11 protein-coding genes and 1 pseudogene are annotated in these 12,002 nt (G+C 63.8%); 6 read left to right on the top strand and 6 right to left on the bottom strand.

Translation table 11 applies throughout. From position 1 onward, the window contains the following. The first annotated feature begins 190 nt into the window (after positions 1 to 190). Both NKI49_RS24775 and NKI49_RS24770 read left to right on the top strand, forming a co-directional pair. The gene (locus NKI49_RS24775) at positions 191 to 1,375 is read left to right on the top strand and encodes an MFS transporter (RefSeq protein WP_352606892.1); all 1,185 of its coding nucleotides are present in this window, start codon (positions 191 to 193) and stop codon (positions 1,373 to 1,375) included. A 167-nt stretch (positions 1,376 to 1,542) separates the two neighbouring features. Beyond that, a pseudogene (locus tag NKI49_RS24770) lies at positions 1,543 to 1,674 on the top strand (MerR family transcriptional regulator); the annotation flags it as partial. Positions 1,675 to 1,941: 267 nt separating this feature from the next. Here the strand turns inward: NKI49_RS24770 and NKI49_RS24765 are convergent. Continuing rightward, a complete protein-coding gene (locus NKI49_RS24765) occupies positions 1,942 to 2,658 on the bottom strand; it encodes a DNA helicase (protein ID WP_352606894.1) in 717 nt (238 codons plus the stop codon). A 384-nt stretch (positions 2,659 to 3,042) separates the two neighbouring features. Here NKI49_RS24765 and NKI49_RS24760 point away from each other — a divergent pair, with 384 nt between their 5' ends. After that, positions 3,043 to 4,044: a hypothetical protein gene (locus tag NKI49_RS24760; protein ID WP_352606897.1), complete on the top strand. Its 1,002-nt coding sequence runs from the start codon at positions 3,043 to 3,045 to the stop codon at positions 4,042 to 4,044. A gap of 25 nt (positions 4,045 to 4,069) precedes the next feature. Here the strand turns inward: NKI49_RS24760 and NKI49_RS24755 are convergent, their stop codons facing one another. Then, positions 4,070 to 4,861 (bottom strand): alpha/beta fold hydrolase, encoded by a 792-nt coding sequence (locus NKI49_RS24755; RefSeq protein WP_352606899.1) that lies wholly within the window; start codon positions 4,859 to 4,861, stop codon positions 4,070 to 4,072. A gap of 101 nt (positions 4,862 to 4,962) precedes the next feature. Between NKI49_RS24755 and NKI49_RS24750 the strand changes: the two genes are divergently transcribed. Continuing rightward, positions 4,963 to 5,889 carry a LysR family transcriptional regulator gene (locus NKI49_RS24750; protein ID WP_352606901.1) on the top strand — a complete coding sequence of 309 codons (927 nt, stop codon included), beginning with the start codon at positions 4,963 to 4,965 and terminating at the stop codon, positions 5,887 to 5,889. Positions 5,890 to 6,344: 455 nt separating this feature from the next. On the opposite strand, the gene NKI49_RS24745 is transcribed toward NKI49_RS24750, so the two are convergent. Beyond that, the gene (locus NKI49_RS24745; RefSeq protein WP_027026753.1) at positions 6,345 to 6,794 is read right to left on the bottom strand and encodes a GatB/YqeY domain-containing protein; all 450 of its coding nucleotides are present in this window, start codon (positions 6,792 to 6,794) and stop codon (positions 6,345 to 6,347) included. 277 nt (positions 6,795 to 7,071) lie between these two features. On the opposite strand from NKI49_RS24745, the gene carA reads away from it, so the two are divergent. Both carA and NKI49_RS24735 read left to right on the top strand, forming a co-directional pair. After that, positions 7,072 to 8,277 (top strand): glutamine-hydrolyzing carbamoyl-phosphate synthase small subunit, encoded by a 1,206-nt coding sequence (gene carA / locus NKI49_RS24740; RefSeq protein WP_352606903.1) that lies wholly within the window; start codon positions 7,072 to 7,074, stop codon positions 8,275 to 8,277. A 43-nt stretch (positions 8,278 to 8,320) separates the two neighbouring features. Continuing rightward, a complete protein-coding gene (locus NKI49_RS24735; RefSeq protein WP_352606905.1) occupies positions 8,321 to 8,644 on the top strand; it encodes a helix-turn-helix domain-containing protein in 324 nt (107 codons plus the stop codon). A 22-nt stretch (positions 8,645 to 8,666) separates the two neighbouring features. Here NKI49_RS24735 and NKI49_RS24730 read toward each other — a convergent pair whose 3' ends face one another. The 3 genes from NKI49_RS24730 to mntR all read right to left on the bottom strand — a co-directional run bounded on the left by NKI49_RS24730 (position 8,667) and on the right by mntR (position 11,862). Then, entirely contained in the window at positions 8,667 to 9,926 is a 1,260-nt protein-coding gene (locus tag NKI49_RS24730) for a TCR/Tet family MFS transporter (RefSeq protein WP_352606907.1), read from the bottom strand. Positions 9,927 to 10,246: 320 nt separating this feature from the next. Continuing rightward, entirely contained in the window at positions 10,247 to 11,173 is a 927-nt protein-coding gene (ypfJ, locus tag NKI49_RS24725; RefSeq protein ID WP_352606909.1) for a KPN_02809 family neutral zinc metallopeptidase, read from the bottom strand. Between the two features lie 236 nt (positions 11,174 to 11,409). Next, positions 11,410 to 11,862 (bottom strand): manganese-binding transcriptional regulator MntR, encoded by a 453-nt coding sequence (gene mntR / locus NKI49_RS24720; protein ID WP_352606911.1) that lies wholly within the window; start codon positions 11,860 to 11,862, stop codon positions 11,410 to 11,412. Between the last annotated feature and the right edge of the window lie 140 nt (positions 11,863 to 12,002).

The raw sequence follows: 12,002 nt of genomic DNA, 5'->3' as shown, positions 1-12,002 counted from the left end.
ATTTTTAAAATACGCCCCCCCCTCCCCCCCCCCGGGGCGCGGGGGGTTGTGGGGGCCCGCCCCGGGGGCGGTTGGGGGGGTCGACCGCCTCGCACCCTCACTCAAGAAAACCTAAACTCGCGACAAAAATTTCTGGATTGCCCGCTGAGCCCATCCGTGGTTTGAGGCCGTTGCAGCCAAGGCGTTTCCCATGTCGCTTCCGCTCATCGCCCTGTTCATCGCCGCCTTCGCTTTCGGCACCACCGAATTCGTCATCGCCGGCGTGCTGCCGCAGGTGGCGCAAGGGCTTGGCGTTTCGGTTCCCTCCGCCGGCTATCTCGTCTCCGGCTATGCCTGTGGCATCGCCATTGGCGGCCCGCTGCTGGCGCTTGCCACCAAATCGCTGTCGCGCAAGACCTTGCTGCTGGCCCTCGCCATCGCCTTCACCATCGGCCAGGCAGCCTGCGCGCTGGCACCCGACTTCATCTCGATGCTGCTTCTGCGCATTGCCGTCGCCGTCGCGCACGGCGCCTATTTCGGCGTCGCCATGGTGGTTGCGGTCGGCCTTGTGCGCGAGGACCAGCGCGGCATGGCGGTCGCCGTTATCCTGTCCGGTCTCACCGTCTCCAATGTCATCGGCGTGCCAGCCGGCACCGCGATCGGCAACATCTGGGGTTGGCGGGCGACCTTCTGGGTGATGTGCGCGCTGGGCGTGGTGGCAACGCTTGCCATGGCGGCGCTGCTGCCGCGCGGCACCGGATCGTCGGCCAGGCCCGCCGGCTTTGCCCGCGAGGTTCGCGTGCTGGCGCGCCAGCAGGTCTGGACCTCGCTGATCCTGATGCTGATGCTGATGATCGGCCAGTTCGGCCTGTTCACCTACATCACCCCGACCCTGCTGGAGATCACCGGCCTCGACGGCGACCTCGTGCCTTGGGTGCTGCTGCTCAATGGCGTCGGCGCGACGCTGGGCGTCTTCCTCGGCGGCAAGCTATCCGATTGGAAGCTGATGCCGTCGTTGATCACCATGCTTGCTTTGCAGGCGGTGACGCTCGCCGTCATCTACATCGCCAGTCCCTACCCCGTGCCCATGGTCGTCGCCATCGTCATCTGGGGCGGTCTCAACTTTGCCATCGGCACGCCGATCCAGACCCGCATCCTGGCCTGGACCGCCGACGCTTCCAACCTCGCTTCCTCGCTTATCCCGTCCGGCTTCAACGTCGGCATCGCGCTCGCCGCATCGCTGGGGGCAGCCATGCTCAATGCCGGCTACGGTTATCGCAGCCTGCCGCTGCTTGGCGCTTTTGCAATGGTGGCCGCCGTGGTCGTCGCGGTTGTCTCCCAGATCTGGGAAGCGCGCAGCAACGCCACGCCGCCGCTGACGGCCGCCGCCGAATAGCGGATCTCAGTCGTCCTTCGTCTGCTTCAACACGTCGATAAAGGCGCGTGGCGTTGGCGGTGACCGGCACAGTGGCGCCGGTATCGGCGAGGATCGCCGGCCACAGGCCCGTGATACCGGCAATGGTGGTGACCAGGAACACCGTCTTCAGGCCGAGTACGACAGTGATCGCCCAGCTGAAACGGCTGGAGGCGGAACTCGAACGTATCGCCACGTGCTGCGCCGGCAAGACGGTCGGCGACTGCTACGTCATCCCCGCCCTGTCCGACCACGCGCTCTGTGGCGACGAGCACGGGTGAGGACGGGGCGCGACTGCGCATTGAACATTGTTCGATCGGCGCCGCCCCTCATCCGCCTGTCCGTCGGCGCCTTTTTCTGCACCGCTGGTGATTGGCGAAATCCAAGCCAAGGCGCCCTTCTCCCCGTCACTATACGGGGAGAAGATGGCGGCAGCCAGATGAGGGGCAGCGCAGACGTTAAAAGCGAGACCGCCGCACAACCTGCCGGATTGCCCGGCTTGGCGGTGATCTCGACATAGGGCCGACCGCCCTCGCCTCGTCCAACGCTCAAGCCTGTGCCGTCTGGAAGCGGATTTCGCCCTTATTCAGGAAGCATGTCTTGTTGAACAGCGACAGATCCACCGGGTTGGGCAGGCGGACGTCGCCGATATCGGGCATCGGCTTTTTCGAGGGATCGTAGGCCCGGTCGATCTGCGAGATGAAAACCAGGATCACACCCGTCTCGCGCGCGAAAATCTTCAGCGTGCGAACCTGGTCCATCAATTCAGGGTTCTCCCGCCTCTGATCGAGCAGTTGCAAATAGTCTACCACCGCCAGCGTGCCACGCGGCGCCGAGCCCAACGCCCTGATGATGTAACCCGCACTGATGGCATCCGAATTGTCGAACTCGAACAGCCCATCGAACCGTTGCGGCTCGACGCCGATGGCGCGAAATCGGTCGAGCATGTCCTGTTGCGTATATTCCAGCGTGAAGAACGCGCTGCGATGGCCGGATTTCATCGCTTCGACCGCGAGTTCCAGGCTCATCAAGGTCTTGCCATGGCCCGGCCGGGCACCGACCAGAACCATGTCGCCGGGCTCCAACCGCGCAAACAATTTGCCGGCGGCGGTCGTTTCGGACAGCTTTGCCGCAAGCAGGCTCCAACTGGCGAAACCTTGCTGCACGGCGATGCAATCAAGCGCCTGGTGGAGCGGGATTTTCCCGTCGCGGGACAACAGCCTGGCTTGACGCTTCAGATGATAGACGGGCGTAGACAACCTCATCGCAAAACCTCCCGGTGCGAGCAGTCTTCGCAACCCCTCCTTATGCCTGGTGCTCGAACAGTCGGTTCGGTGATCGGATTGCCCCGCATGACGAATGCTTTCCCGGTGGAGGGAGGAGGCGTGGGCGCGCCGGAATCAGATCATACTACAATCGCAGCGGACCGAAAATCGCGGGATGTCCGCGGATGCGGAGACGTCCGCCGCAAGCCTTGAACCCGCATGTCGCCTTATGAACGTCTTGCGCCGGACCGAGTCCTCGCCCCTTCCTTGCAGTTCCGCTAAACAAGATGTGTTTCGCCGGTTGGCGCGAGGTCTTTTAGGATTGATTCCCGACGGCAACGCCGTAAGGAGTCACAAAGCGGCTTCGTCAGGAGAATTGATACCGTGCGGTTGAAATCTGTCCCTCTGGGTGTCGTCGCCGGCCTTCTTCTCGTCGTCATCGCCTTGACCACGTCGGCCCGCTCCTTTGGCGCAACCCAGGCGTCTGATATCCCGGCCTGGTTGCGGGCCCATGTCGGCGACAGCGACGGTCAGATATCGCAAGTAGTCCTTGAGCGGGCCCGCGCGCTCTACCTGAAGAAAGTGGCGCAAGGCGCGGTCAAGAATCCCTGCTACTTCGCCATGGATGCGACACGCCCCGGCGATCTGGGCAATGGCGTGCCGGGGCGCCGGTACTATGTCGTCTGCGAAGCCAGCCAGTCGTTCCGCGCGATTTCGTCGGGCCACGGCGGCGGCCGGAATCTGAAAGGCGTTGCCGATTTTTCGAACGGCAGACGGTGCGCGAAGAACTTCGGCAATGCCATGGATTCGGAACTGACGGCTGGCGGCGAATACATGACCGGCGAGGCGAAGACATCGTTCAAGGGCTTCTATCGCATCGGCGCGAAACAGGATTCGGCTTTCCTGCGCACATTCATCCAGTTCGACGGCGAAGGCGAAGCCGCGAATGCAAGGCAGCGCGTGATCGGCGGCCACGCGGCCCAGGTGCTGCGCGGCATGTGCATGCGGAAAAACCCGAACAGCTCATACGCCGACCATGACGGTCTGGTGCCGTTCGGCAAGCTGGTGGATTACGCCGGCGGCCGCAGCAATGGCTGCACCAGCTGGTCGCCGGCCGACGCACGGCAGATCATCCCGATGGTGAAGGACAATCCGACGACGCTCTACATCTACCCTGAATCGCGCGATATCGCCGCCGTCGCGCAGAAGGCGGCGAAAGGGCACTCGCTGCCTGGCTCCAGCCTGTATTGGAACGCTTCCTGCCTGAAGGAAATCGGCGCTCCGAAATTCTGGCCGAAGAAAACCCTCGAGCCGATCATCGCCCAATACAGGAAGGATAACCCGGCACCGCCGCCGCAGCCAGTGCCGATATGCAAGGAGCCGTGACAGGCGATCCTCATTGTGCCTCCGCTCAACGCAGAAAGCCAAGCACCGCTTGTATGAACTCGGCGGGGTATTCGACATTCGACAGGTGAACGGAGGGCAGGACAACCAGCTTCGCGCCGGGCACGGTCGCCGCGATCAATTCGCCATGGCTGGCTGATGTCACCGTGTCGTGCCGGCCGGCGATCACCAGCGTCGGCCGGGAGATCAGCGCTATGGTGCGGCGAAGGTCCGCATCGCGAACCGCCGCGAACAGACCGGCCAGGCCGTGCCTGTCGACGGTCAGCAGCATGGCGCGGAATTCCTCGATGACGGGCTCGTTGGCCGCCACCATTTTCGCCGGGAACCAGTTGGCCAGGAAGGTCTCGGCGGTTTCCGACATGTCCGGCGCCTGCTGCACGGCGGCAATCCGCTCGTCGAAATAACTTGCCGGTCCAAGATGCGACGAGGTGTTGCTCACGATCAGCCGGTCGATCCGCTCCGGCGCGTGGATGCCGAGCCACTGCCCGACGAAGCCGCCCAGCGACAGGCCGAGGAAATGCACGCGTTCAATGGCGAGCGCGTCGAGCAGCTCGATCACGTCGCGGCCGAGCCGGTCGAGCGAATAGGCGCCGGCCGGAACGCTCGATCCGCCATGGCCGCGAAAGTCGTAGCGCAGGACACGGAAATGCCTGGACAGCTCGCGGACCTGCCCGTCCCACATATGCAGCGTGGTGGCGATGGAGTTCGATAGCATCAGCACCGGCTTGCCGGCATCGCCGTCGAGGCGATAGGCAATGCGCGTGCCGTCGCCCGTGGTCACGAAACTCAGCTCATTCATGGTGAAGCTTCCTTCTGGAACGTTGAATGAGGCAGAGCGTAGCCACGTCGCGTTTTTGTTGATATTACAAAGGTAGGACAATCTCTGTAGTAAAAGCTGACATGGCCGAATTCACCTTGCACGACCTGCAATGCTTCGATGCCGTGGTCCGCACCGGCGGCTTTCAACCCGCCGCGGCCAAGCTGCATCGCTCGCACCCGGCGGTGTTCGCCGCCGTCGCGAAGCTGGAACGGCAGCTCGACCTCGTTCTGCTGGATCGCAGCGGCTATCGCGTGCGCCCGACCGAGGCGGGACTATCCTTCCACCGCCGGGCATATCAGCTGCTGCGCGAGTTGGAGGGCCTGCGCGTGCATGCCGCCCAGCTGTCGATGGGCGAGGAAAGCGAGATCCATGTGGTGATTGGCGACCTCTGCCCGCGCCCGCAGGTGCTGGGGATGCTCGGGCGGTTCTTCGCCCAATGCCCAGGCACGCGCCTGCATCTGCATTTCGAGGCGGTTGGCGGCCCATGGGAGCGCCTCTTCGACGGCGAAGCCGATCTGATCCTGCACTGGGTCGACAAGGGCGATGCACGGGTGGAGTGGGTCGATTTGTGCAAAGTGCCGTTCATTCCCGTGGTGGCGCCGGGCTTTCTGCCCGAGCGCATCGAACAGCCCATCACGCCGGACGGGATGCACGCATTCACTCAATGCGTCATGCGCGACACCGCCCGCCATTCGCCACGGCGGAATTACTTCATGATCGAAGGCGCGCCGCAATGCATGGTGGCCGATCAGGGCATGAAGAAGGAGATCATCCTGCAAGGCCTCGGCTGGGGCCACCTGCCCCGCTTCCTGATCGAGGAAGAGCTGCGCGACGGGCGCCTGCACTCCATCGCCGGCCCACATATGCCGGGCCGCACCGACGAGCTGGTGGTCGCCCGCCGCCGCGATCGCCCGCACGGACCGATCGCGAACCGGCTGTGGGATCATATCCAGCAGGAAGCGCCTGCATTGCGCCGCGCGTTGGAACCCAAGACGCCGGCTTCGTAGACCACCAACCAGCCAGCCTGCTTGGCATGTCGTAAGCTTTCGACGTGCAACCCAAGCGTCGACATGCTGGACGCGAGTGGTGGCGCCGGTGGCGGAGGCCCCCTTGCTACATATTGCTACACGGCCGGACCGGCGATTTTGGCTTGTATGGCGCCATTTGGCGTCTGACCGGAACGTCGGCGAGCGAGGGTCGGATCGGCTTGATGGCAATAGTGTGTTGAGCGGCCGCGCGCCTAGCGAACAGCGCGGCCGACATTTCTGTGAGCAGCTTTCGGATTTCCAACGACGTCTCCTCCCAAAGACGCCTCCCGCGGGATCTTGATATCACTGTCCGCGACCGTTCGCATTCAACTTTGATAATGCATGCGCGAATGGTCGTGACACCTCGCAGAGTCAGGCTCCTTCCGGGAAACGAGTCAGACTTCTGAGCATCGCTACACGTGGTAGGAAAGGCCCTACTGCAGCAACCCCTTGACGATGCCGCTTGCCTTGCCGAAGTCCATCTGGCCGGCATATTTCTGCTTCAGCGCGGCGATCACCTTGCCCATGTCCTTCTGGCTGGCCGCACCCGTCGCCGCGATCGCTTCGCGCGCCGCCGCCGCGATGGCGGCGTCGTCCAGTTGGGTCGGCAGGAAATCGCGGATGATCTCCATCTCGCCGCGCTCCTGCGCGGCGAGTTCCGGCCGCTTGCCGTCCTCGAACGCCTTGGCGGACTCCTCGCGCTGCTTCACCATCTTGGCCAGGATCTGCAGGATCTCCTCGTCGCTGGCCGGCTCCTTGCCGGCGCCGCGATTGGCGATGTCGCGGTCGTGGATGGCGGCCTGGATCAGCCGCAATGTCGGCAGCCGGTGCTTGTCCTGAGCCTTCATCGCGCTCTTCAGGGATTCGGCGATTTTTCCGCGCATCGTGCATTCTCCTTCGGTCGGCGCGGACAATAGCGCCGGGGCCAAGCCAACGCAAACCCTGATGTTATGGCCCAAGCCCATGATATTGCTTGATGAAATAAATCGCGGCCGCATTTCGCATCGTCATTGACCGCTCTGCCCCCTTCCCCTATGTACTGGGCCTTGCATGAACTGAAGCTTGAGTGCGTGGAAGCCGCGAATTCGCCGCTTTGCGCCATTTGCTGCGCGGACGGCCCGCCGGGCCGGATGAAGCGCGCAGCCTGATAGGAGTGCCGCCATGGCCGAGATGACGCCCGCCTGGGCCACGCAAAAGCCGACCGCCCTTCTGGTGCTGGCCGACGGTACCGTCATCGAGGGTCGCGGCCTGGGCGCCACCGGCTCCGCCGTCGCCGAGGTGTGCTTCAACACCGCGCTCACCGGTTATCAGGAGATCCTCACCGATCCCTCCTATGCCGGCCAGATCGTTACCTTCACCTTCCCGCATATCGGCAATATCGGTACCAATGACGAGGACATCGAGGACCTCAATCCGGTCGCCCGTGCCGGCGCCGTCGGCGCCGTGTTCAAGGCCGACGTCACCAACCCATCCAACTACCGCGCCGCCGGCCACCTCGACCAGTGGCTGAAGAAGCGCGGCATTGTCGCTTTGTCGGGCATCGACACCCGCGCGCTGACCGCGCTGATCCGCGAAAAGGGCACGCCCAACGCCGTCATCGCGCATGCGCCGGACGGCGTGTTCGACCTCGACGACCTGAAGCAGCGCGCCGCCGCATGGTCGGGGCTGGTCGGGCTCGATCTCGCCAAGGAAGTCACGTCAGGCCAATCCTCGGTCTGGCGCGAGACGCCATGGGTCTGGGACGAAGGCTTTGGCGAACAGGACCAGCCCTCCATGCATGTCGTCGCCATCGACTATGGCGTCAAGCGCAACATCCTGCGCCTGCTTGCGGGTCTTGGTGCCAAGGTGACCGTGGTTCCGGCCAAGACCGGCGCCGAGGAGATCCTCGCCATGCGTCCGGACGGCATCTTCCTCTCCAACGGCCCCGGCGATCCGGAAGCCACCGGCGACTATGCCGTGCCGGTCATCCAGGACCTGTTGAAGACAGACATTCCGGTGTTCGGCATCTGCCTCGGCCACCAGATGCTGGCGCTGGCGCTCGGCGGCAAGACCGCCAAGATGCATCAGGGCCATCACGGCGCCAACCATCCGGTCAAGGACCACACCACCGGCAAGGTCGAGATCGTGTCGATGAACCATGGCTTTGCCGTCGACGCCGACTCGCTGCCGGTCGGTGTCGAGGAAACCCATGTCTCGCTGTTCGACGGCTCGAACTGCGGCATCACGCTCACCGGCCGTCCGGTGTTCTCGGTCCAGCATCACCCCGAGGCCTCGCCCGGCCCGCAGGACTCGCACTATCTGTTCCGCCGCTTCGTCAATTTGATCCGCGAAAAGCGCGGCGAGGAATTGCTGGCGGAGCGGGCTTAGGAGGCGTCGCGCAATAGCGCCACGCGGTTTTAGGGGCGGCGACATGCGCAAAGAGATAGACGTCCATGTAGCGGAAGAAGCCCTCCAAGACGCCGCGGATGCGGCGATCTACGATGAACGCAAGGCCGAGTTTCAAACCGAAAAAGCCCTGCCCGCTGACGTGACCATGGACATCTTGCGTGGCTCCAGCCGGCTCAAGGCGCTGCGCAACTGGCGCCAGCTGACGCAAGCCGAATTGGCTGCTGCCATTGATGTCAGCCAGGGTTTCCTGTCGGACCTCGAGTCCAATCGCCGCAAACCCTCGGCGCAGACAAGCGCGATGCTGGCGAAGGCGCTGGATGTTCCCGGTGAATGGATCGAATTCTAGTCTGCTCCCGGCCCGCCACGGCTCATACCTGTACTCGATCGTCCGAGGTCGTGACGCTTGCGCGTGTCACGGGCCTTGCCACTTTGGTGACGAAGACGATGAGCGCCAGCGTCAGGAAAACCGCGCCGACCAGATAGGGCGCGCCGCCGAAGGTCACGGGCGCGTTCGGCCCCGTGAACCAGGAAAAGATCGCGGTGTAGAGCAGCGGCGTGACGATCGAGGTGATCGAGAAGATCGACGTCATGGCGCCTTGTAGTTCGCCCTGTGCCGAAGGCGGCACCTTGGCGGCGGCGAGGCTCCTGAGCGGCGGGTCGGCCAGCGCTTCGAGACAGCCGACGACGATCACCGCGTAGATCATCCAGCCTTGCGACGCGAAGGCGTAGCCGAAGGCACCGAGCGCGGTGAATGCAAGGCCGATCACCGCCGTCCTCCACTCGCCAAGCCTGGGGATCACGCGCGGCAGGACCGTCGCCATGACGATCGCGCCGCACAGGCCGAACGCGCCGAGCGAGAAGCCGATCTGCTGCTCGCTCCAGCCATAGCGGTAACTGGAGACGAACGACCATACCGCCGGATACATCATGTGGCCGAGCGTCATCAGGAAGAAGACAAGCCCGATCCAGCCGATGCCCTTGTATTGGCGCATCTGGAGGAGCGTGCCGACCGGATTGGCGCGCTTCCACTCGAAGCGGCGGCGGTGCTTTTCATCGAGCGTTTCCGGCAACAGGAACAGCGCGATGAGGAAATTCACCAAGGCAAGGCCGGCGGCGAAATAGAACGGCACCCGCGGTCCGAACGTGCCGAGCAGCCCGCCGAGCACTGGCCCGATGACGAAGCCGACGCCGAAGGCGATGCCGAGCAGGCCGAAATTCTTCGCCCGGTTCTCATCGTTCGAGATGTCGGCGATGAAGGCCGATGTGGTCGAATAGCTGGCGCCGGAAATGCCGGCCAGTACGCGCCCGATGAACAGCATGGGGTAGGACCAGGCGACGGCGCAGATCAAATTGTCGATGGAGAAGGTCAGCACCGAGGCGAGCAGGATCGGCCGCCGTCCGAACCGGTCGCTCAAGCCGCCCATGATCGGCGCGAAAAAGAACTGCATCGCCGCATAGACGAAGAACAACCAGCCGCCCTCGATCGCCGCCTCGCTGATGCCGACGCCGGTCAATTCCTGCAAATAGGCCGGCAGCACCGGCATGATGATGCCGAAGCCGATAATGTCGAGCAGCAGCGTGGTGAAAACGAGCGCAAGGCCCCGCCTGGCGGTTCTGGGGTCGATCATGATGGGTCAAGCTCCTCTGACCGCCCTGGGCTGTCGCCCAAAAAATGCGTAGCGATTTGGGACAACGACATGCACAAAAACAAAGACCTAAAGCGCGTCGACCAAATTCGTTTCAACGTGACGCGCTTTAGGGGACCCACCTTATACGCGATCCCAGCGCAGAGAACAATACGGGAACAACCAAGATGTTCATCATCCTGACATTCCCTGACGACGCCCTCGCGGTCAGATCAGCCTTGCGGTCCGAAGGACGCGCGGCACCGCGGGAGCGCGCAGAACGCCATCGGATAGCCGCCTGAGTGGAATTTCCAAACAGTCTCTCAGATCGGCCCGCTCAGCGTGTTGCAGTCCGAGAGCTTGCCGCTCTTGTAGCCGCGCGCCAGCCAGGTCTGCCGCTGCTGCGAGGTGCCGTGGTTGAAACTTTCCGGCACGACATAGCCCTGCATCTTCTTCTGCAGCGTGTCGTCGCCGATCTGCTTGGCGGCGTTCAGCGCGCTCTCGATGTCGCCCTGCTCCAATATGCCTTTCTGCCCGGTGTAGTGCGCCCACACACCGGCGAAACAGTCGGCCTGCAGCTCGATGCGCACCGACATCTGGTTGGCCTCGGCCTCGCCCATGCTTTGCCGCATCTGGTTGAACTTTGACATGATGCCGGTCAGGTTCTGCACGTGGTGGCCGATCTCATGTGCGATGACATAGGCCCGCGCGAACTCGCCCGAGGCACCGAACTGCTGGTCGAGCTGCTGGAAAAAGGTCATGTCGAGATAGACCTTGTGGTCGCCTGGGCAATAGAAGGGTCCGGCGGCCGCCGAGGCAAAGCCGCAGGCCGAACGAACCTGGCCGCTGAACAGCACGAGCTTCGGGTCCTCATAGGTCAAGCCTTGCGACTTGAAGATGCCGGTCCAGGTGTCTTCGGTCTCGGCCAGCACGGTCGCCACGAACTGCTTCATCTCGTCGCTGGCGGGTGTACCCGTGCCGCCGTCCTGACCGCCGCTGTTGTCGGTGATCTGGCCGCCGCCGCCTGGCAGCAGTCCGCCGTCGCCACCGCCCAGGATCGTCGACGGATCGAAGCCGAAATACCAGCCGGCCAGCACCACCAGGATGACCAGGAAGATGCTCGAACCGCCACCGGCGCGACCGCCGATCGGGATGCGAAACTGGCCGGGGCTGCCACCGCCCAGCCCACCGCCGCTGTCGCTGCGGGCGTCCTCGACATTGTCACTCTGACGACGGCCTCTCCAGAGCATGGCAACTCCTCGCGCTTCCGTTGTTCCGGTAAGGCCGGTTCAACCCGAAAAACAATTATCCCAACGACAATCCCAAGTCACAGCATTTTTCGCGGCCGCCGCCGCGCTGGCATGGCGGTTTCAGCGCACTGGCCGAGACTGCGTTCCGGTAGACCAACGGTCTTCGTCATCCACGGGCGAAACGAACGCGAAGCGCCGCTCCGCCCGTGGGTGAGGAATCGAGCCTGGCAAAGTCCTCAGCGCGCCGTCATCGCCTTGCGGAACGCTTCCAGCGTCTCGGCGCTGACATGGTGTTCGATGCCCTCGGCATCGATGCGCGCCGTCTCGGCGCTGACGCCGAGCGAACGCAAAAAGGCTTCCACCGTCTGGTGGCGGATGCGGCTTTCCTCGGCGACCTTGCGGCCGGCATCGGTCAGGAACACGCCGCGATAGGGTTTCCTCGACACCAGCCCGTCGGCGCACAGCCTGGTCAGCATCTTGGCCACCGTCGGCTGGGCGACGCCGAGCCGTGCGGCGATGTCGACCTGCCGCGCCTCGTTGCCGTCCTCGATCAGGTCGGCGATCAGCTCGACATAGTCCTCGACGAGCGCACTGCGGCGCGCTTCGCGCGTGTGCCGGAAGCCTTCCGAATGAACGTCGGCGTCAGGCAGCGGCTTTTCGCGCGGGACCGGTCTGTTCTTCAGCGCCAATGCGCGATCCTTCCGGGAGTTTGGCCGTCCACGCTTTCATAGCACGGGCTCTGATTCTTCAGGCCGTTTATTTGCATTCCACGAGAGGTGCAACCGGCGTCCGCAATTGTGCGTTTGGCAGGATTGGTCCGCCTCGGCAA

The sequence above is a fragment of the Mesorhizobium sp. M0587 genome (assembly GCF_040320945.1).
In the GTDB taxonomy this organism is placed as follows: Bacteria; Pseudomonadota; Alphaproteobacteria; order Rhizobiales; family Rhizobiaceae; genus Mesorhizobium.
The sequence above is the reverse complement of the archived record's forward strand: the minus strand, read 5'-3'. Positions and strand labels throughout refer to the sequence as shown.